The 19,936-nt window shown below is 71.6% G+C and carries 21 protein-coding genes; 9 read left to right on the top strand and 12 right to left on the bottom strand.

What is annotated here, in order from left to right:
* Positions 1-3 precede the first annotated feature (3 nt).
* Genes HB662_RS01015 through HB662_RS01000 form a run of 4 tightly spaced genes read right to left on the bottom strand, consistent with a single transcriptional unit; the run spans position 4 to position 3,562 of the window.
* A complete protein-coding gene (locus HB662_RS01015) occupies positions 4-876 on the bottom strand; it encodes an amidohydrolase family protein (RefSeq protein WP_168046271.1) in 873 nt (290 codons plus the stop codon).
* A gap of 13 nt (positions 877-889) precedes the next feature.
* Positions 890-1,855 carry a tripartite tricarboxylate transporter substrate-binding protein gene (locus HB662_RS01010; RefSeq protein WP_168046269.1) on the bottom strand — a complete coding sequence of 322 codons (966 nt, stop codon included), beginning with the start codon at positions 1,853-1,855 and terminating at the stop codon, positions 890-892.
* 22 nt (positions 1,856-1,877) lie between these two features.
* Positions 1,878-2,789: a substrate-binding domain-containing protein gene (locus tag HB662_RS01005; protein ID WP_168046267.1), complete on the bottom strand. Its 912-nt coding sequence runs from the start codon at positions 2,787-2,789 to the stop codon at positions 1,878-1,880.
* Positions 2,786-3,562, bottom strand: a complete 777-nt coding sequence (locus tag HB662_RS01000) for an HpcH/HpaI aldolase family protein (protein WP_209443054.1) — start codon at positions 3,560-3,562, stop codon at positions 2,786-2,788. Before HB662_RS01000 ends, HB662_RS01005 begins: the two co-directional genes overlap by 4 nt.
* Before the next feature lie 135 nt (positions 3,563-3,697).
* Between HB662_RS01000 and HB662_RS00995 the strand changes: the two genes are divergently transcribed.
* Both HB662_RS00995 and HB662_RS00990 read left to right on the top strand, forming a co-directional pair.
* Entirely contained in the window at positions 3,698-4,459 is a 762-nt protein-coding gene (locus HB662_RS00995; RefSeq protein WP_168046266.1) for an IclR family transcriptional regulator, read from the top strand.
* A 180-nt stretch (positions 4,460-4,639) separates the two neighbouring features.
* A complete protein-coding gene (locus HB662_RS00990) occupies positions 4,640-7,048 on the top strand; it encodes a recombinase (protein ID WP_168046264.1) in 2,409 nt (802 codons plus the stop codon).
* Positions 7,049-7,198: 150 nt separating this feature from the next.
* Here the strand turns inward: HB662_RS00990 and HB662_RS00985 are convergent, their stop codons facing one another.
* Positions 7,199-7,561 (bottom strand): cupin domain-containing protein, encoded by a 363-nt coding sequence (locus tag HB662_RS00985; protein WP_168046262.1) that lies wholly within the window; start codon positions 7,559-7,561, stop codon positions 7,199-7,201.
* Positions 7,561-8,574: a tripartite tricarboxylate transporter substrate binding protein gene (locus HB662_RS00980; RefSeq protein WP_168046260.1), complete on the bottom strand. Its 1,014-nt coding sequence runs from the start codon at positions 8,572-8,574 to the stop codon at positions 7,561-7,563. Before HB662_RS00980 ends, HB662_RS00985 begins: the two co-directional genes overlap by 1 nt.
* Here HB662_RS00980 and HB662_RS00975 point away from each other — a divergent pair.
* A complete protein-coding gene (locus HB662_RS00975; protein WP_168046258.1) occupies positions 8,573-9,211 on the top strand; it encodes an NIPSNAP family protein in 639 nt (212 codons plus the stop codon). The genes HB662_RS00980 and HB662_RS00975 overlap by 2 nt on opposite strands.
* Positions 9,212-9,218: 7 nt before the next feature.
* Here HB662_RS00975 and HB662_RS00970 read toward each other — a convergent pair whose 3' ends face one another.
* From HB662_RS00970 to HB662_RS00960, 3 genes are read right to left on the bottom strand one after another with little or no spacing between them, the layout of a single operon-like run.
* Positions 9,219-9,899 carry a maleate cis-trans isomerase family protein gene (locus tag HB662_RS00970; protein WP_168046256.1) on the bottom strand — a complete coding sequence of 227 codons (681 nt, stop codon included), beginning with the start codon at positions 9,897-9,899 and terminating at the stop codon, positions 9,219-9,221.
* An 11-nt stretch (positions 9,900-9,910) separates the two neighbouring features.
* Positions 9,911-10,468, bottom strand: coding sequence for a carboxymuconolactone decarboxylase family protein (locus tag HB662_RS00965; RefSeq protein ID WP_168046254.1), 558 nt, complete (start codon positions 10,466-10,468; stop codon positions 9,911-9,913).
* Positions 10,465-11,529 carry a WD40/YVTN/BNR-like repeat-containing protein gene (locus tag HB662_RS00960; RefSeq protein ID WP_168046252.1) on the bottom strand — a complete coding sequence of 355 codons (1,065 nt, stop codon included), beginning with the start codon at positions 11,527-11,529 and terminating at the stop codon, positions 10,465-10,467. Before HB662_RS00960 ends, HB662_RS00965 begins: the two co-directional genes overlap by 4 nt.
* A gap of 95 nt (positions 11,530-11,624) precedes the next feature.
* On the opposite strand from HB662_RS00960, the gene HB662_RS00955 reads away from it, so the two are divergent.
* The gene (locus tag HB662_RS00955; RefSeq protein WP_209443053.1) at positions 11,625-12,620 is read left to right on the top strand and encodes a Bug family tripartite tricarboxylate transporter substrate binding protein; all 996 of its coding nucleotides are present in this window, start codon (positions 11,625-11,627) and stop codon (positions 12,618-12,620) included.
* A gap of 78 nt (positions 12,621-12,698) precedes the next feature.
* Here HB662_RS00955 and HB662_RS00950 read toward each other — a convergent pair whose 3' ends face one another.
* Entirely contained in the window at positions 12,699-13,091 is a 393-nt protein-coding gene (locus HB662_RS00950; protein WP_168046250.1) for a helix-turn-helix domain-containing protein, read from the bottom strand.
* 5 nt (positions 13,092-13,096) lie between these two features.
* A complete protein-coding gene (locus HB662_RS00945) occupies positions 13,097-13,921 on the bottom strand; it encodes a response regulator transcription factor (protein ID WP_168046248.1) in 825 nt (274 codons plus the stop codon).
* 436 nt (positions 13,922-14,357) lie between these two features.
* Here HB662_RS00945 and HB662_RS00940 point away from each other — a divergent pair, with 436 nt between their 5' ends.
* Genes HB662_RS00940 through HB662_RS00930 form a run of 3 tightly spaced genes read left to right on the top strand, consistent with a single transcriptional unit; the run spans position 14,358 to position 17,724 of the window.
* Positions 14,358-15,134 carry a winged helix-turn-helix domain-containing protein gene (locus HB662_RS00940; protein WP_168046246.1) on the top strand — a complete coding sequence of 259 codons (777 nt, stop codon included), beginning with the start codon at positions 14,358-14,360 and terminating at the stop codon, positions 15,132-15,134.
* Positions 15,135-15,149: 15 nt separating this feature from the next.
* Positions 15,150-16,637, top strand: a complete 1,488-nt coding sequence (locus HB662_RS00935; RefSeq protein WP_168046244.1) for a FlgK family flagellar hook-associated protein — start codon at positions 15,150-15,152, stop codon at positions 16,635-16,637.
* 13 nt (positions 16,638-16,650) lie between these two features.
* Positions 16,651-17,724, top strand: coding sequence for a flagellin (locus HB662_RS00930; protein ID WP_168046242.1), 1,074 nt, complete (start codon positions 16,651-16,653; stop codon positions 17,722-17,724).
* Between the two features lie 16 nt (positions 17,725-17,740).
* On the opposite strand, the gene HB662_RS00925 is transcribed toward HB662_RS00930, so the two are convergent.
* The gene (locus HB662_RS00925; protein ID WP_168046240.1) at positions 17,741-18,550 is read right to left on the bottom strand and encodes a lytic transglycosylase domain-containing protein; all 810 of its coding nucleotides are present in this window, start codon (positions 18,548-18,550) and stop codon (positions 17,741-17,743) included.
* Between the two features lie 115 nt (positions 18,551-18,665).
* On the opposite strand from HB662_RS00925, the gene HB662_RS00920 reads away from it, so the two are divergent.
* Together HB662_RS00920 and HB662_RS00915 are read left to right on the top strand one after the other, a co-directional pair.
* Positions 18,666-19,091 carry a flagellar assembly protein FliX gene (locus tag HB662_RS00920; protein WP_168046238.1) on the top strand — a complete coding sequence of 142 codons (426 nt, stop codon included), beginning with the start codon at positions 18,666-18,668 and terminating at the stop codon, positions 19,089-19,091.
* Positions 19,092-19,095: 4 nt separating this feature from the next.
* The gene (locus HB662_RS00915) at positions 19,096-19,932 is read left to right on the top strand and encodes a response regulator transcription factor (RefSeq protein WP_168046236.1); all 837 of its coding nucleotides are present in this window, start codon (positions 19,096-19,098) and stop codon (positions 19,930-19,932) included.
* The last annotated feature ends 4 nt before the right edge of the window (positions 19,933-19,936 follow it).

Here is a 19,936-nt window from a genome sequence, read left to right as displayed (position 1 = left end):
GCCTCAGAAGCCGTAGAGACGGGCCGGATTCTCCACCAGGATTTTCCGGCGCGCCGCCTCATCCGCCCAATCGCCCAGCAGGTTGAAAAGCTGCACCGACCCGACGCTGTGGGCGAAGGACAGATGCGGATAGTCGCTGCCCCAGATGATGCGCTCCGGCACCGCCTCCACCAGGGCGCGCGCCATCGGCGCGGCATCGGCGAAATCCGGCGGCGTCGCCATGCGGTAGGTGCCGGTGAACTTGGCGTAGCCCTGCACCTCGTCGCGCTTCAGCAGGTCGATGAAGGCCTGGAATCCGGGCTGCATGGGCCCGTCCTTGGCCAGGAACATGCCCATATGCGCCACGCTGAAGGGCACCTTCAGGCTGGCCAGCACCGGCAGCAGTTCCGCCGTCAGCCAGCCCGGGCCGAGGAAATCCAGGTGCCAGCCGAGTTCGTGGCAGCGCGCCTCCAGCCGCCGGATGCGCGGCAGCATCTGGGCCGAGAAGCCGTCGATGCGCGGCTTGACCGGCGAGTAGTTGATGCGGACGCCGCGCACGCCGATCGCGTCCATCTCCGCCAGCAGCGCATCCGGCGCGTCCTCATGCACATCGACGATGCCGCGGCAGCGGGCGATGCCGACCTCGCGCATCGCATCCAGCATGCAGGCATTGTCCTCGCCATAGGCGCTCGGCTGGACGAAGACGAAACGCTCGATGCCTAGATGCGCGGCGAGGTCCATGTAGTCCGGCAGCGGTGCCACTGGCGGTGCGTAGCGCAGCGGCTCCGGCGAGGCGTAGGGATAGCGCGCCGGGTCGCCGAAGACGTGGAAATGCGCGTCGCAGGACAGTGGCGGCGCGCGAAAGGCAGGCGGGCCCTCGGATTTGTGGTCGAGCATGTTCGCGAAATTCCTATTCCAGCTTCACCCCGGCGCGCTGCACCACCTCCCGCCACAGCGCCACCTCCCGCGCGACATGCGCGGACATCTCGGCGGGGGTGGAATGCACCGGCATGGCGCCGGCGGCGGCGAAGGCTTCCACCAGCTTCGGGCTGCGCAGCGCGGTGCCGATCTCGGCATTCAGGCGCCGCACCACCGCATCCGGCGTGCCCTTCGGCACCGCCACGCCCCACCAGTACTTCATGTCGTAGCGCGGCACCCCGGCCTCGATGAAGGTCGGCACCTGCGGCAGCGCCGCGGCGCGGCTTTCCCCGGTCACGCCAAGCCCGTGCAGCGTGCCGCCGCGCACATGCGCGACGCCGGAGGCGAGGCTGGCGATGGCCATGTCGACGCGGCCGGAGATCACTTCGTTGATCGCCGCCGCCACGCCGCGGAAGGGGACATGCAGCATGCGCGTGCCGGTCACGTTCAGCAGCAGCTCCATCGCCAGGTGGGCGGAGGAGCCTTGGCCGCCGGAGCCGAAGCTGAGTTCGCCCGGCCGCGCCTTGGCCATCTCCACCAGCCTCGTCAGGTCGCGCGCGCCGAGGCCGGGGCGGACCAGCAGGATGGAGGGGCTGTCGGCGATGCGGCTGACCTGCACCAGGTCGCCCAGCGCGTCATAGGGAAGGGAGGGATAGAGGCTGGGCGAGATGGCGAAGGAATTGTCCGTCAGCAGCAGCGTCAGCCCATCCGGCGCGGCGCGTGCGGCGGTGGTGGCCCCCACCGTGCCACCGGCGCCGCCGCGATTCTCCACCACGACGGATTGCCCGATCTGCGCCGTCAGCTCCTGCGACAGCAGGCGGGCGGAGATGTCGGTGAAGGAGCCGGGGGCGAAGGGCACGATGATGCGCACGGTTCCGGCGGGCCAGGCCTGGGCGGCGGCGGGACGCGGCAGGAAGAAGGGGGCGGCGAGCAGCGGCAGGATCTGGCGGCGGTTCATTGTTGTTTTCCTCCCAATTCGTTCAGGGCGTCATGGCCTTGCGCCATCTTGCGACCAGCGCGGCACGCCGGCCGGGGTCGAGCAGCCGGGTGAAGCCGGCATCCAGCGGAATCGGCGCGATCGGCCGGGGCGGTGTGGCGAGCAGGGGCGTCGGGAGCACCGGCCAGAAGCCGCCCTCCGCCAGCGCCGCCTGGCCCTCCGGCGAGACCATATGCGCGAGGAAGGCCGCCGCCGCCGCCGGGTTGCCGGCGCGGCGGGGAATGAAGGCCAGCCGCGCCACAGCCGGCGCCGGCCGGGCGGAGGCGGCGATATGCAGCGCCGGGTCGGCGGCGGCGGCGCGCAGCGCGTAGGCGCCCAGCACATGCACCGCCAGGACGCCCTGCTGCATGGCCTGCACCAGCGCCGGGGCGGAGCCGCAGGGCACCGGCCGGCGTTCGGCGAGAGCGGCGAAGCCGGCCTCGAAATCCGGGTCCTCCAGGCTGGCGTGCAACAGCGCCAGGAAGCCGAGGCCGTTGGCCACGATGTCGGGCACCGCCACCGGGCCGGGCGTAGCGCGCAGATAGGCGGCGATCTCGCCGAAGCTGCCGGCGGGTAGCCCGGCCCGGGCCAGGGAGAAGACCGGCTCCCGCGTCGTCGCCAGCGCCAGGCCCTGCCAATCCGCATCCGCGGGCAGGCCATGCGCCACGCCGTGCTTCTGGGCATGGTCCTGCAGCACCAGGCCCATCACCTGGTCCATGGCGCTGGACCAGACCAGATCCGCCGTGGCGCCGCCTGCCGCATACTCCGCCATGTAGCGGTCATGCAGCTTCGTGCTGATGCCGAAGACGAAATCCAGCTCCACCGCCGGGTGCCGCGCCGCGAAGCCGCGCAGCAGCGCCTCGCAATACGGGCGCTCGGCGGCGGAAAAGATCGTCAGGCGGCCGCTGACCGTCACGGCAGCAGCTTGTGCAGGGTCGCGGCATCGGCCCGCGCCGCGGCCATCAGGTAGCCGACGTCGTTGCCGGCGATCAGGAAGCGGGCGCCGAGGCCGATCAGGTCCTTCTGCAGCTCCGCATCGCCCCGGATGCCGCCGACGCCCAGCACCTTGCCATGCGCGCGGCAGGCGGCGGCGACGGTGACATAGGCGTCCCGCAGCCGGGGATTCCGCAGCTCGCCGGGGATGCCCATTTCGGTGCAGAGGTCGTTGGAGCCGATCAGCAGCGCATCCACCCCCGGAATGGCGGCGATGGCATCGGCATTGGCGACGCCTTCCGGCGTCTCGATCATGCAGACCACCAGGGTGCCGGCATTCAGCGTGGCGTTGATCTCGGCGAGCGGCATGGCACGGTAGCCGGTGCCCGGGCCGGGGCCCATCACCGAACGGTGGCCGAGCGGCGGGAAGCGGGCAGCGTCCACGATGGCGCGGGCCTGCTCCGCCGTGTTCACATGCGGCACGATGATGCCCTGCGCGCCGCCATCCAGGATGCGGCCGATCCATTCCGCGCCATGGCCCGGTGGCCGCACCAGCGGCGTGACGCCGAAGGCGGCGGCGGCGGTGCAGATGGCGGAGACCGCCTCCAGCCCGATCGGGCTGTGTTCCATGTCCACATACAGGGATTCGAAGCCGCAGGCGGCGACCATCTGGCCGATATCCACGCTGCGCGCCTGGCGCAGCCCCATGCACAGGACCAGCCCGCCCGCCTCCAGCCTGCGCCGCGCCGCGTTCACGGCTATACCTGATCCGGAAATGGTCGTTCTCCCCCCAACTGCCCGCGACGCTAATCGCGGGTTTTCGGATTGTCCAGCATGACGGGATTTTCTTCAGGCGTTGAAGCGCGACGCGGGGCCAGCAGCCTTGAGAAGATGCTGGGCCTGCTCGACCTGTTCACGCCCACCGCCCCGGCCTGGCCGACGGAGGATCTGATCCGGGTTTCCGGCACGTCGCGTTCCACCTGCTACCGCTACATCAAGGCCTTGCAGGCGGCCGGGCTGCTGACTCCGGTGGCGGGCGGGGCCTGGATGCTGGGGCCGCGCATCATCGAGCTGGACCGCACGATGCGGCTCTGCGACCCGGTCTCGGCGGGCGGTATCCCGCCGATGCGGCGCCTGGCGGCGGAAAGCGGCCATACCGGGCTGCTCTGCCTGCTGTTCTCCGGCACCGTGATGTGCGTGGCGGATGCCCCGGCGCCGGGCGCCCCGGCCGGGCTGTTCAGCCGGGGCCAGCGGCGGCCGCTGTTCACGGGCGCGGCGTCCAAGGTGATCCTGGCGCATCTGCCGCCGCACCAGCTCCGCGCCATCTTCGCCCGCCACCGCGCGACCATCGAGGCGGCGGGACTCGGTGGCGATTGGGAAAGCTTCCGCCACGCGCTGCGTGCGATCCGGGAGGCCGGGCACGGCATCACCCAGTCCGAATTCATGCCGGGCGTGCTCGGCATCGCGGCGCCGCTGTTCAATGCGGAGGGCGGGGTGCTCGGCAGCATCGGCATCGCCGCGAAGATCGAGGAGGTGCCGCCCGAGGCGCGGCAGGCGCTGGCGCGACAGGTGGTGGAGGCGGCGGCCGAGGCCTGCGCCCGCATCGCCGAACAGGAGCAGAGTGCGGCGCTGCCGGCACGCGCGGTGGGCTGACGGGCCGGCACCTGTCGCCTCACGTCAAGGTGTCACGCCGCCAGGGCGCAAGCGCGCGTTAAGCTGGGCCAGGCCGTCCGATGGATTGGCTGCCCGACCATATCTGGTGGTGACTATGTCGCCGAATCACCATATATGGTGATGACCGCCGCGTTGGTGCGGCGGCCAAGGATGTACGACATGGACGGTTCACTGCCTGGCGCCCCGATGCTCCGCCACCGCCGCACCCCGGGGGCCCGCTTCGGCGGGCCGCCGGCGAAAGCGCGCGCGCTGGATGCGGGCATGGGCCTGGCGGTGGCGCGGCGCACCGTGTTCCGCCCCTCGGATGCCGAGGATTTCGGCCGGGTGGCGGACCGGGTGGCGGCCGGCAACATGGCGCTGCTCGGCGACCGGGCGGACCGCATGGAACAGGCGCGGCTGCGCAATGCCATCGCCACCGGCGCGCTGATCACCTCCGGCCGGCACCTCCAGCACGGCGATGCGGATCAGCCGCGCCGCAACATGGAGGTCTTCACCAACTGCGCCACCGCGGCAGCGTCCTTCAGCCTGTTCTACCTGCTGCTGAACGGCAGCGGCGTCGGCCGCGCCTATGATGACGAGCTGATGGTGGTGGATTGGGCGCAGGCGCCGCGCCTGCTGCTGCACCTGGGCACCGCGCATGCCGACTTCCCGGCCAGCCGTGCCACGCTGCACCGCTTCGGCCTCGATTTCTCCCTGCTGCCCTGGGGCACCTCGCTCGAGTCGATGACCGCGGCGCAGGAGGCGGAGCTGCGCGGCTTCATCGCCCGCGAATTCGTCGCCGATCCGGACGCGGTGCCGGCGGATGCCATTCGCCACGTCATCGATGACAGCCGCGAAGGCTGGGGCAAGGCGGTGGAACTGCTGGAGAGCCTGGCCTTCGAAGGCGCGGCCGACCGCACTCTGCTGCTGGATTTCTCCGCCATCCGCCCCTGCGGGGCGCCGATCGGCGGCATGCAGGGCCGCCCGGCCTCCGGCCCGTTGTCGCTGATGCGCGCCTTCGTGAACCTGCGCACGCAGGTGATCGCGCCGGCCCGCAGCGGCACCATGCAGCCCTGGGAACAGGCGATGATGGTGGACCACCACCTTTCGGTGGAGGTCCAGGTCGGCGGTGCCCGCCGTGCCGCGCGCATGGCGACGAAATCCTGGCGCGACCCGGGCATCCTGCGCTTCATCCGCGTGAAGTCCGAGGGCGGGCTGTGGACGGCGAACAACTCCGTCATGGTCGATGCCGAATTCTGGGACGGCGTGCGCGCCGCGCGCGCCGGCAGCACGCAGATGCTGCACCAGCACGCCTTCTCGGTGTTCGAGGAAGCGACGCGCTGCGGCTACATCAATGGCGAGCCCGGCTTCATCAACGGCGACAAGCTGGAAGACCACCGCACCGGCACCGCCTGGGACAAGCCGGTGCATGAGGATGGCCGCGACGTCCGCTCGGCCCGCTACCAGGCCGACCACGCCGTGGGCCTGCTGGCGGAGATCGCAAGGCGTGCCGGCACCGCGCGCTTCCCGGCCACGACCAACCCCTGCGGCGAGATCACGCTGCACGTCACCGGCGGCTACTGCGTCATCGCCGATTTCGCGCCGCTGCTGGCCTGCCCGGTGGACCACGCGGCGCTGACGCCCGGCGAGATGCCGGCCGACGTGGCCGAGGATTGGGATGCGCGGGTGGAGGACAGCGTGCGGCTGGGCGTGCGCTTCCTGATGCGCGCCAACCTGATGGATGCGCTGTATGGCGCGGAAGTCGCGCGCACCAACCGCATGGGCATCGGCCCGACCGGCCTGCATGAATGGGCCTGGATGCGCTACGGCCTGGGCTTCGCCGAGTTGCTGGACCAGGAGCGTTCATCTGGCTTCTGGACGATGCTGGACCGGCTTTCGGCGGCGGCAAAGGACGAGGCCGAGTCCTACGCGCAGGAACTCGGCCTGGAGACGCCGCACACCGTCACCACGGTGAAGCCGGCCGGCACCACCAGCAAGCTGTTCGGCCTGACGGAGGGCGCCCATCTGCCGGCACGGCGCCACTACCTGCGCTGGGTACAGTTCAAGGGCGTGCGCGCCGAGGATGGCGGCTGGACGCCGGACAGCGACCGGCTGCTGGCGGATTACGAGGCGCGTGGCTACCCGATCCGCAGCCTGTCCTCCTTCCCCGGCATGTCGATCGTCGGCTTCCCGACCCTGTCGCTGATCGAGCGGCTGGGCCTGGCGGAGAAGCTGGTGACGGCGCCGGAAGCCTCGCCCGAGGCGCAGTATCGCTGGCTGTCGCTGCTGGAGCGCCACTGGATCGGCGCCGAGCGCGGCAACCAGGTGTCCTACACGCTGAAGATCTACACCGACCGGCACGACATCGCCGCCTTCCGCGACATGGTGCTGACGCACCAGCCGCGGATCCGCTGCTGCGCCATCCTGCCGAGCCGGCCGGACAGCGAGCTCGGCTACGAATACCTGCCGGAGGAGGAAGTGACGCCGGAGCGCTTCCTGGAACTGGTGGCGGGCATCAACGACCCGGCGCTGCATGAAGCGGTGGATGGGGCGCATCTGCAGTGCGCCTCGGGGGTCTGCCCGATCTGATGTGGAGGGGGGCGCTTTTGCCCCCACCCCGACCAGCCTTCGGCGTTGCGGCAGCGCCGCAACCCCCCGCGCTGCGGGGGAGGGAGCAACAAAAGCCCTCCCCCGTTTTTACGGGGGAGGGTTGGGTGGGGGTGAATCGCCAGCCCCCGCTCAGACCACCACAGGCGCCGTGATCACCAGGAACACCAGGTTCCCCAGCCCCGTATTGTGCAGCTCATGCGGCACCCCGGGCGGGATGAAGACGTAGCTGTCCTTCCGCATCACCACCTTGCGCGTGCCGACCGTGAGCAGGCCCTCGCCGGACAGCACGTGGTAGATCTGTTCCTTCGCCGCATGCTCATGCAGCGCCACATGCGCGCGCGGTTCATAGGAGGAGATGCGGTAGTCGATCACCCGCGATCCGCCCTCGCCGGCCGCGACCAGGATCTTCGACAGCGCCCCGCCATGGTGCCCCGGGCTTTCCTCCCACAGCACCTCGGCCAGTTCGCGCAGCACGGCGTCCTGTGCGGGCATCAGTCGGCCACCTCGAAGCGGACATGGGTGGCGAGGTCCGCCCAGCGGTTCAGCTCCCGGTCCAGATGCGCGCGCAGCCCGTCCGGCGTGCTGCCCTGCACCTCCACGCCGATGTCGCGGAAGCGCTGTGCCGTCTCCGGATGGCGCAGCGCCGCCACCACCGCGCCGTGCAGCTTCGCCACCACCGATTCCGGCAGCCCCGCCGGGCCGAGCAGGCCAAGCCATTCATTGAGCGCGAAGCCGGGCAGCGCCGCCTCCGCCACCGTCGGCACATCCGGCACCGCGCTGCTGCGCGCCGCGCCGGTCACGGCAATGGCGCGAAGCTGGCCGGCGACGATGAAGCTGCGCGCCGTTGGCAGCACGGCGAAGACATAGCCGAGCCGGTTGCCGACGAGGTCCGTCATCACCTGCCCGCCGCCGCGATAGGGCACGTGCAGCGCCCGCAGCCCGCCGGCGGCGTGGTTGAACATCTCGGTGGACAGGTGGTTGCCGCTGCCATTGCCGGCCGAGCCATAGGTCATCTCGCCGCCGCGGGACCGCACCAGCGCGATGAACTCCGGCACGGTGCGGGCGGGGGAGGAGGGGTGCACCACCAGCACCATCGGCACCAGGCCCACCAGCGACACCGGCGTGAAGTCGCGCCGCGCATCATAGGGGATGCTGCGGAACAGCACCGGGTTGGCGGCCAGCGCAGTGGTCGCCAGCACCAGCGTATGGCCATCCGGCTCCGCCCGCGCCGCCAGGCCGAAGCCGATCTGCGCGGCGCCACCCGGGCGGTTGTCCACCACCACCTGCTGGCCCAGCTCATCGCCCAGCCGCGGCGCCAGGATGCGCGCGGCGATGTCGGTGATGCCGCCGGGGCCGTAGGGCACCACCAGCCGGATCGGCCGGTCGGGGAAGGCAAGCGCCGGGGTGGCGGCGAGCAGCAGGGCGCAGAAGGCGCCGAGAAATCTCGGGAACATGGCTTCCTCCGCCCCGGTCGACTTGCCGGGCTCGGCAACCTGTCCCACCATGCGGGAGAAAATCAAGGGGGTTCGCCGCATGGTGGATGAGTTGCGGATCTACACGCTGCGCCCTGGCGCCATGCCCGCCTATCTCGGATTGGCGGAGCGTGTGGCGGTGCCGGTGCGTGGCGATCGCTACGGCACGCTGCTGGGCTTCTGGGCCAATGAGGTCGGCGCCGCCAACGCAGTGGTGAATCTCTGGCGGCATGAGACGCTGGAAACCCGCAAGGCGCTGCGACGGGAACTGGAGGCGCTGCCGGAATGGCGCGACCGCTACCTGGCCGGGGTGCGGCCGTTGATGCTGCGCCAGGTGGTGCGCTTCCTCGACGCCGTGCTGCCGCTGGCGCAGCCTGCAACGCCCGGGCCCCATTGGTACGAGCAACGCCTGTTCCAGACCCGCCCCGGCGAGGCCGGTGCCCTGGCCGAGGCGCTGGCGCGGGAAGGGGAGCCGGGCCAGATCGCCGTCTGGACCAGCTTCGCCGGCCCGATCAACGAGGTGGTGCAACTGCTGGCGCATGCCGACCCCGCCGCCCGCCTCGCCACCAGCCTGCATGCACGGGATGGCGTGCTGGCCCGCCACGCATCGCGGATACAGGAGGTGGAGACCAGCCTGATGCGGCCGGCGCCGCATTCGCCGCTGCGGTGAGGAGGGTTCAGGCGGCGGCGGGCACCAGCAGCGCCTGTTCCGCCGTCGCGCTGATCGAGGACAGCACCGGCCGCCCCAGGTCGCGCGCCAGCGTCGCCAGGAAGGGCTGCGTCGGAAGCTGGGAGCAGCCGATGAACAGCGCGTCGCAATCCGCGCCCATCGTCTTCCGGGCCAGGGCCTCCACTTCCGGCGCGCGGATGGCGCAGAGCGCGGCGAGGTCCTTTGCGCGCAGCGTGTCCATGCGCTTCACCGCGATGCCGCCATCGGCGAGGAATTCCGCGAGCTGCGCGTTCACCTCGTCCGAATAGGGCGTGACCACGGCGATGGTCTTCGCGCCGATCTGCTGCAGCCCCTGCACCATGGCGCGCGCCGTGGTCACCACCGGCAGGCCGGTCACGCGGTTGAGCTCGCGCGCCAGCTCCGCATCGCCGGCGGGGCCGGAGATGAAGCCGGCGGCGGTGCAGCCATAGGCCAGCACATCATGCGTGGCCGTCGAGAAATGCTCGGCGGCGAGCGTCAGCGCGGCATCGCGATAGGCCGGCATCGTCTCCCGCGTCAGCAGGCCGGTGGTGCGGGGGATGCCGATGCGGGTCACGGTGGAACCTGGCGGCAGCCAGCCCAGCATCTCCCCTTCCATCGTGGTGTTGGTGGCCGGCACCATCAGCCCGACCCGGATTGCGCGTGGCATCGCAGCCTCCCTCACAGCGGCTTCAGGGGTGGCGTGGCGCCATCCGGCAGGGCCGGGTCGGCGGTGTTCAGCACCATTGCCAGCATCGTGTAGTAGCCGGCCAGCGCCAGCAGATCGAGCACGCCGGCCTTGCCGAACCGGGCTTCCGCGGCGGCATACAGCGCATCGGTCGGCTTGCCATCGCGATGGGTCGCCACGGCGAAGTCGTGCACCATCGCCTGGTCGGCATTCATGGGGTCCGGCCGGCGGCCTTCCGCGATGGCGGTGATGATCGGCTCGGGCAGGCCCTCGTTGCGGGCGATCCGGGCATGGGCGAAGAACTCGTACTGGCAGTTCCAGCGCCGCGCCGTCACCAGGATCAGCAACTCGACCAGCGATTGCGGCATGCCGGTGCCGAAGCGCAGATGCTCGCCCAGCGCCTGGATCCGCATGGCCAGCGCCGGGTGGTGCAGCAGCGCCAGGAAGGGGCCGCGCACGGAACCGCGCGGGCCGCCGGCGATCGCGGCCGCAACCTCCCGCTGCGCCTCCGTCATCTGGTCGGGCGGGATGGCGGGGAAGCGTTCGGTCATGCGGAAACTCTCGCCATGGGGTGGTTCATCTGCGCCGCGGTCAGGATCGGGCGGGTGATGGAGTGTGCCGCCTGGCGGGTGCCGGGGGGAAGCCTGCGCCAGTGCAGGGCGCGCAATTCGCCGAATTCATGCGGCAGGCGAGCCCAGCTCTCGCCGCCATCCTGGCTACGGAAGACCTGGCCGAGATTGGTGCAGACCAGCACCAGCATCGGGTCCGACGCATCGGTCGCGATGCACCAGACGGTGCTGTTCACCGGCCCCGGCAGCCCGGCATCCGCCCAGGTCACGCCGTGGTCGCGGGAGATCAGCAGGAAGCCGTCATTGCCGGGCGGACCATTGCCATTGGCCAGGAACACCACGCCAGAATCATCGGCGCGCGGCTGCACGCCGCGGGTATAGGGCCAGGGTGCAGGCAGGTCCTGCATCACCCAGTTGGCGCCGTCATCCTCGCTGCGGTGCAGGCCGCGATTGGTGGTGGCAAGCATCGCCTTGCCGCCGCCCGGCAGCTTCACCACCGCCAGCCCGTGCACGTCGCCGGAAACCAGGCCCTGGCCGCGCTCCGCCCAGGTCAGGCCGCGGTCACGGCTGACAAAGATGCTGCCGATCTCGACCGAGGCCCAGACGGTGCCGTCATCCACCGGGTCGAACAGGATCTGCGTGACCCGCGTCGGCCCCTTGTTCTGCTCGGAGAAGGGCGCAAGGCCCGGCGCCGGCAGCGCCACCCAGCTCTGCCCCGCATCGGTGGAGCGGAAGAAGCCGGCCGGGCGGGTGCCGGCGATCAGCACATCCGGGTCGGCCGGATCGATCGCGATCGCCCAGACATCCTCCATGGGGGAGGGCAGGTGGACCCAGCGCGCCGTCGCCTCGTCCCAGCGGAAGGCGCCCATGTCGGTGGCGGCGAACAGCCGGCCCGGCGTGGCAGGGTGGCTCGCGAAGCCCCAGACCCGGGCCTCAAGGTACATCCCGGAATGGCTGTTCGGATGCACCCAGCTTTCCCCAAGGTCGTCGCTGAACCAGGCGGAATGGCCCGCCGTGCCGGCATAGAGCTGGATCTCGGACACGCAGTTGCCTCCAGGCTTGACCCGTTGGTCAAATCAATCCCACCATACGAGAAGAAATGTCAAGGCGCCGCTCAGGACGCCGAAGGGAGGACGACATGACGATTGCGATGTCTCGCCGTGGGTTGTTCGGCGCAACAATGGCGCTGCCGCTGCTCTCGGCGCCGGCCCTCGCCCCCAACGCCTTGGCCCAGGGGGGCTTCCCCAACCGGCCGGTCCGTATCGTCATCGGCTTCCCGCCCGGTGGCGGCATCGACATCCTCGCCCGGCTGATGGCGCCGCATATGGGGGCCAGGCTGGGCCAGCCGGTGGTGGTGGAGAATCGCCCCGGCGCCAATGGCCTGGTGGCGACCCAGGCGGTGGCGGGCGCGGAGGCCGATGGTCACGCCATCTTCTTCGGCACCACCGGCAATCTGGCGGTGAACCCGGCGCTGTATCCCGAGATGCCGGTGGACGTGCTGCGCGACTTCGCGCCGCTGTCGCATGTGGCGAGCCTGGCCTTCGTGCTGGTGGTCAACCCGGCGGTGCCGGCGCGCAGCCTGGCGGAGCTGATCGCGCTGGCTAAGGCGCAGCCGGGCAGGCTGAACTTCGCCTCCTCCGGCAATGGCGGGCTGCCGCATCTGTCGGGCGAGTTGCTGAACGCGGCTGCCGGCATTCAGACGGTGCACGTGCCCTATCGTGGCAGCGCGCCCGCCTTCACCGACGTGATCGCGGGCCAGACGCAGTTCATGTTCGATGCGCTCGCCATCGCGCAGCCGCACATCGCCGGCGGCCGGGTCCGTGCCCTGGCGGTGACCGGCCCGAATCGACTGGCAGCGCTGCCGGATGTGCCGGTGGCGAAGGAAACGCTGCCGGGCTTCGAGGTGACGAACTGGTACGGCATGAGCGTCCGCGCCGGCACGCCCGCCCCGGTCATCGCCCGGCTGCATGAGGAGGTCGCCGCCGCGCTCAAGGTGCCGGAGGTTGCGGAGCGGGCGGCCAGCCTCGGGCTGGACCTGGTCGGCAGCGGGCCGGATGCCTTCGCCACCTTCCAGCGGTCCGAGATCGAGCGCTGGGGCGGCGTGGTGCGCCGCGCCAATATCAGGGCGAGCTGAAGCCGATCAGCGCGTCTCCGCCGAACTGGATCAGCGCGTCTCCGCCGAAGTTGATCAGCGCGTCTCCGCCGAACTGGATCAGCGCGTCTCCGCCGCGAAGGCGCGCACGATCGCCAGAAGCTGCCGCCGTGCCGGGGCATGCGGCATGGCGGCGAAGGCGCTCAGCAGCTCGGCGCGGTCCCGCGCCTCATCCTCGGACAGTTCCGGCTTGGGTGCGTCGGACGCCGGACGCAGCCCGCTCAGCAGGCTGGCGCTGTCCACCTGCAGCAGCGCCGCCAGCGGCGGCAGCATGCGGGCCGGCAGGCGGGTCCGGCCGGCCTCGTATTTCTGGACCTGCTGGTAGGTGACGCCGAGCACCCGGGCGACATCCGTCTGCGTCAGGCGGCGTTGCCGGCGCAACTGCCGCACCCGCGCGCCGAGCCGGGCATCGGCGCTGTCCGCCGCACGCATGGTCACCTCCGAATTCGGCATCAGGATCAGGCGCGCGCCGCGGCCGGCGTGCCGGAGCCCGATGCAACGGAGCCAGAGGCAACGGGGCGCGGCAGGGCGTGGTGCGACGCGGCGTGGCCCGGCGCAGCGGCCGGCGCCTCCACCCGGTAGCCGACCCCCCAGACCGTGCGGATGATGTCGTCCGCATTGCGTTCCGCCAGCTTGCGGCGCAGCCGGCAGATGAACACCCGCAGCACGCCCGCCGCGGCTTCCGCATCGCCATCGTGCAGCGCCTCGGAGATGCGGTCCTTGCTCAGCACGCCGCCGCGCGCGGACATCAGCATGTCCAGCACGTTCAGTTCATAGGGCGTCACCTCCACCGGCTGCCCATCCACCGAGAGGGTGGAGGAAGCGCGGTCGAGCACCACGTTGCCACAACGCAGGGTTGCGGCCTTGCGGGCCGGGGCGCGGCGCTGGATGGCGGCGATCCGGGCCAGCAGCGTCGCCGCCGGCGCCTTGCGGCCCAGCACCGCATCGGCACCGAGGTTGAAGGCCTCCGCCTCCTCACCCGGGGCAGGCGTCGCGGTCAGCAGGATGACGGGCAGCCGCAAGCCTGTCTGGCGCAGCCCGCGCAGCAGCGGCAGGGCGGTTCCGCGCAGGTCCGGGCAATCGATGACGATTCCATCCACCATGTCCGCCCCGGCATGCAGGGCCTCCGCCGCCATCGCCTGTCCGGTCTGGTCGGAGCCGGTCATCGCCTCCGCCGACTGTGCCGCGGTCATGCTGCGGAGGGTGACGCCGGCCGCGGAAAGCCGGGCGGCGAGGTCGCTCCGGCTGGAGGCGAGGTCGGCGATGAGAAGGAGCTGGACCATCCTGGGCATTCCTTTGTCCGTGGCCGCGGCGACCATCCGGTGTCGGTAAACTTAACGGATCATGATCACGTGATCGTGTAAGCCTTCGTCCGTCTGCTGCCAGGAAGCGTCAGGAAGCGGAGGCGGATGTACCCGCGCCGGCTCTGCACGCCATGCGCGCGTTCCGTGCCCGAGCGCGGATGCGATCGCCCAAAGCGTTGCAACTCAAGGTGATTAGCGGCCCGCATTAACGGGTAGCGTGATGTTCGCCGACACAACTTCACCGGGAAGAACGTCCGAGTGATGAAGCTGATGCTTGCGTCATCCATACAATCTACGCGTAACGCTTACGAAAGCTGACTCGCCGCGAAGGCTCCTCTTAACGAAGGTGTGAACGAGCAGACGGACAGCGGGCGAACAGCGCCCGTCGCCAGCGAAGATCGCAAGGGACCCGAATATGCGCATCCTGGTTGTGGCCTCCACCTTCCCCTCGGGCCAGCGGCTCCGCCATTCCCTGCAGCATGAGGGGCTGATGACGGACATGGTCGGCCTCGATGAGGACCCCGCCGGCACCGCCCGGCAGGCCGGGCCCTATGATGCGGTGCTGATCGAGGCGGCCGGCGTGTCCCCCGCCGTGCTCGGTTGCCTGCGTGGCCTGGCCCGCCAGCGCCTGGGCATCCCCCTGCTGCTGCTGGCCGGTGCCGCGACGCCGGAGCAGGAGGCGGAGGGGCTGGACGCCGGCGCGGATGACGTGCTGCTGGCGCCGATGCCGAACGCCTCCCTCATCGTGCGGATGCGTGCCCTGCAGCGCCGCATGCTCGGCCACCTGTCGGCCTGGATCAGCATAGGCAACGTCACGCTGGACCAGGCGCGGATGGCGATGTCCGTGGATGGCCGCGACCTGCGCATCACCCGGCGCGAATACGACGTGATGGAGATGCTGTTCCTGCGCCGCGGCAACCTGGTGACCAAGGCGGACTTCCTCTCCCGCCTCTACGGCACCGAGGAAGGCCCGGACAGCCGCACGCTGGATGTCTTCATCTGCAAGGTGCGGCGCAAGCTGGCCGCCGCCGGCGCCGCCGAGTTCATCCGCACCGCCTGGGGCCGCGGCTACATGGCGGAGGAGCCGCCGGCGCTGGCGGTTGAAGCCGCCCGCGCCCGCTTCGCCGACGGCAAGCTGCGCCGCCCGAGCCGCCTGACCATCCCGGCCAAGGTCTGGGCCGAGGCGGCCTGAGGAGCACATGCCAAGGTGAGCCTCGACAGCGCGCTGCTGCGCGCAACCAGCGGCCTGCGCCACACCACGCGGCAGATCGAGGCGACGGCGCAGAACGTCGCCAACGCGGATGTGGAAGGCTACACGCGCAAGACCGCCGCCGGGCAGCAATCCGCTACCGGCGGCGTCCGCACGCTGGCACCACAGCGTGACGTGGACCTGGCACTGCAGGCGGAGGCCCGCGCCGCGCGTGGTGGTGCCGCGGCGGCGCAGCTGCGCGCGGATACGCTGTCGCCGCTGGCGCAGCTCCAGGGCAACCCCTCGGATGGCGACAGCCTGGGCGGCCTGACCGGCGCGCTGCGCGATGAGCTGACCCAGCTCCGCGCCACGCCGAACGACAGCGCCGCACAGGCCGAGGCGCTGCGCGGCGCGGCGACCCTGGCCGAGCGGCTGCAGGAGGTCTCCGGCGCCGTCGCCCGCACCCGCCAGGCGGTGCAGGACGGCCTGCGGACCGATGTGGACCAGGCCAATGCGCTGCTGCGCGACATCGCCAAGCTGGACGCGCAGGCCAAGGCGGAACGCGCCGCCGGCCGCCCCGGCGCGGATACGCTGGACCGGCGCGACACGGCGGTGAACCAGCTTTCGGGACTGCTCGACATCACGCCGGTGCAGGGCGGCGATGGCGGGCTGACGCTGATCCTGCGCGGCGGTGCCATCCTGCCGCTGGATCCGGATGGCAGCCCGCTCGGCATGGCCGATGCGGTGACCGCGCCCGGCGCCTATTACGGCGCGCCCGCCGGCACCTTGCCCGGCCTGACGCTGAACGGCGCGACGCTCAGCAACGTGCCGCGCGGCGGGCGGATCGGCGAGGGCCTGGTGCTGCGCGACGAGACGCTTGCGGGCATGGGCGCGGAGCTGGACACGCTGGCCACCACCCTGGCCGGGCGGCTCAGCGAACAGGGGCTGACCCTGTTCACCGAGCCCGATGGCGGCGCGCCGCCGGCAACCGGCAGCGCCACCGCGCCGGGCTTCGCCGCCCGCATCACCTTGTCCCCGGTGGTGGCGGCCGAGCCTTCCATGCTGCGCGACGGCACGCCGGACGTGCCCGCTTTTCCGCCCAACCCGGATGGCCAGAGCGGCTACACCGCGCTGCTCGACCGGGTGCTGGACTTCGCCTTCGGCGACACGCGCGATGGCAGCACGGAGCATGCGCCGATTCCCGGCACCGGGCTGGGCCCGGGCGGCCAGCTCAACTCCGACTTCTCGCCGCCGCGGCGGCTGGTGGATTATGCGGCGGCGGTCACCGCCTCCCACGCCGCGGAGGCCGGTGCGGCGGCCGGCGCGGCGACCAGCGCGGCCGCCGATTCCGCGCGGCTCGGGTCCCTGGTGCAGGCGCGCCAGGGCGTCGACGTGGACAACGAGATGGCGGCGATGGTGACGCTGCAGAACGCCTATGCCGCCAATGCGCGGATCATGGCCGCGGTGCAGGGTATGTGGGATTCGTTGCTGGCTGCGGTGCGATGAGGAGTGACCGGCGATGGCGGTAGGCGGCTTTCCGGCGCTGGACCGGGTCACCACACTGTCCGGCGAATTGCGCGCCAGGCTGAACGAGCAGATGCGCCAGGCTGCCGGTGGCCAGCGGGCGGACAGCTACGCCGGGCTCGGCACCGATGCGCGCCGTGCCGTGGACCTGCGCGCCGAGATGTCCCGGCGCGAGGTGCTGACCCGCACCATCGCCACCGCCGAATCGCGTGCCTCCGCGACCCAGGTGACGTTGAAGCGGCTGACCGCGATCGCCACCGATTTCGCCGGCAGCGCCAACGGCCTGCTTGGCGCGAACGCCGCGGATGCGACGCTGCTGGCGCAATCCGCGCGCACCGCCCTGCAGGACGTGGCCGGGCTGCTGAACGACCGCTACGGCGGCGAGGCGCTGTTCGGCGGCGCCGACCTGACGCAGTCGCCGGTGCCGGGCGAGATCACCAAAAGTGGCCTGTTCACGCAGATCCGCGCGACGCTGCAAGGCATGACGGCAGGCAGCGGCGCCAGCACCCGCACCGCGCTGCGCGAGCTGGGCGCCAGCGACGACCCGGCCGTGACACCGTTTTCCGCCTATGCCACCGCGGCGGCGCAGGGGGAGATCGCGGATCCGCGGCGATCCGTGCCGGTGGAGGCCGGGGTGACGGTGGAGATCGGCCTGTACGCCAACCGCAATGCCGCCGCTTATCCCTCCACCGCCGCGGACAGCACCGGGTCCTGGTCACGCGACCTGCTGTACGGGCTTTCGGTGCTGGCCAATCTCGGGCCTGACCAGGCGGCTTTGGGCGAGGACTTTACCCAGGTGGTGCAGGGCGCGATCGGCGCGCTGCGTGCCGGCCTGTCGGGGGTGACGGAGGAAGCCGGCGCGCTCGGCACGACCGAGCGGCGCCTGGCCGATGCGCGCATCCACCATGAGGAAGTCGGCGCGCAGGTCGAGCAGCAGGTCTCGGCGCTGGAGGAGGTTGACCTGGCCGAGACCATCACGCGGCTGCAGGGCACACAGGCACAGCTCGAGGCCAGCTATCGCGTGCTGGCGATGCTGGGCAACCTGTCGCTGACCAAGTTCCTCAGCTGAACGGCTTCCTGGCTGATCAGAACAGCCGCCGGTTGGCGATGCCGGCCGGTCCTACCGCGGTGACGACATGCGGAGCACGCGCCGCGACCTGCAGCGCCGCCATCGGTTGTGCCGACCCGGCCGCCGGCCTTGGCAAGGGGATCGGTGCGGCCGCGGGCCGTGCGGGAGGCAGCGACGCGGCGGCATGCCGCACCAGCGGGATCGGCGCGCTGCGGTAGAGATCCAGCCCATGCCGCGGTGAGGAATGCGGCAGGGCGGGCGCGGCGGCAAGCTGGGGCGCCGGGTCCGCGGAGGGCCTGCGCTGTTCCGCCGCCAGCACTTGCGCCAGCCGTGCGCGATACGCATCCGCCCGATCCGGCGTGTGGGAATGGTAGTGGCCGGCGGCAACCATCCAATCCCCGGCGCGCGACTGCAGCGTGTTCAGGAAGCGCGCGGCGTAGCGGGCATTTGCCAGCGGGTCGAAGGCCTCCTCCAGGCTGGCAAAGGCGTCCGGATGGAAGCGCAGGTTGATCTGCATGCAGCCGATGTCGATGGAGCGCACGCCTTCCGCCTGCAAGGCACGGACCGCGGCGATGGCGGCATCACGAGATGGGTAATATGTGCCGCGTCCCTCGGCATTAATTGTCCAGGGCCAGGGACCCCAGGCGCCCGTCTCCGGGTCGCGCCGGCCGCTCTCGACGCGGCCGATGCCCAGCAGAAGCCGTCCGGGAACCCCGTACTCGGCCTCCGCCGTGGAGATCGCGGCACGACAAAGCGCTGTCTGCGCCTGGGACGGCGCGATCCAGGCGAAAAGGATCAGGGGCAGGAGGCCAAGGATGCGATGCATGCCGATGCCTTCGCAAGCCGCGTGCCAGCACGGCCGGGCTGAATCGGCGCCCGTTCACAGCGCGGAAACCGCCGCCCCGCAGAAGGCATCCGCAACCGATCACGAGGTGACCCCGATGCTGCGCGTCGCCGCCCCAACCGCCGCCCCGCCGGCCAGCCTTGCGCGGCTGCGGCCGGCGCGCGGCGATTTCGCCGCGCTGCTGGCGGAGGGGCTGCCCGCGGCGGGCGGCATGACCAGCAACGCAGCCGTCGGCGCCGGTGCGCTGCTCGCGATCCAGGGCGGCGACGGCCAGGAACCGCGACGACGCCACCGCCGCCCGGCGCGCGACGTGGCGAACCAGGCGCTGGCGCTGCTGCGCGAGTTGCAGCGCGCCCTGCTGCTGGCCGATCCCGGCGCGCTGCCGATGGCGCGCATCGAGGCCGCCGCCGCGGAAGCGGAAGACCTGGCGCGGGAAGGTGGCGAGGCCGCGCGGCTCTGTGGGCCGCTGGCGCTGCGCCTGCGCGTGGAACTCGCGAAGCGCGAAGCGGCGGCAGGGGCCTGACGCAATGCCCGGCACCGAGATCGCGCCGTTGATGCGCCATGCGCCGCTGCACATCCTGCTCGCCTCGCCGATGCTGGCCGGCGACGGAAGCACCGAGCTGGGTCCGCTCGGCAACGCCCTGCTGGCGGGGTGCCGCAGGGTGGAGCCAGTGGCATGCCTCGGCCAGGTCGCCAGCCGCGCGCTGCGCGGCGGCCCCTACGATGCCATCGTGCTGGATGTCCCCGAGCTGCGGGAGGATGCGATCGCCGCGGTCGGCGATGTGCGGCGTGAGGGTCTCCAGCTGCCGCTGCTGGTCATCGCCGCGCGGCGCAGCGCGGCGCAGGAGGAACTGGCGCTGAACCATGGCGCCGACGACGTCATCGCCGGGCCCGCCCCGGTCGGCGTCGTCGTTGCACGGCTATCCGCCATGGTGCGGCGCATCGCGGGCCATGGCGCCGCCCTGCTGACCTGCGGCAATGTCGCTGTGGACCGGGCCCGGCAGACCGTCAGCGTGGATGGCCGCTCCGTTCCGGTCACCAGCCGGGAATTCGAGGTGCTGGAGGCGCTGCTCAGCCGCCGCAGCGCATTGCTGACCAAGGACCGCTTCATGAGCCGCCTGTATGGCGAGGAGGAAGGCCCGGACCAGCGCATCATCGACGTGTTCATCTGCAAGCTGCGCCGCAAGCTGGCCGCCGCCGGCGCGGCCGAGATCGTCCGCACGGTCTGGGGCCTGGGCTATGTGGCGGAGGAACCCGGCCCGGCCGCCGTGGCTGCCGCGCGCGCACGCCACGCCGCGGGCCTGCCACGTGCGCGTCGTGCGCATCTGCGCCCCGCCGCCGGCTTCGACCTGCACGGCGCCTGACGGA

This window comes from Falsiroseomonas frigidaquae (assembly GCF_012163145.1).
Classification (GTDB): Bacteria; Pseudomonadota; Alphaproteobacteria; order Acetobacterales; family Acetobacteraceae; genus Falsiroseomonas; species Falsiroseomonas frigidaquae.
The sequence above is the reverse complement of the archived record's forward strand: the minus strand, read 5'-3'. Positions and strand labels throughout refer to the sequence as shown.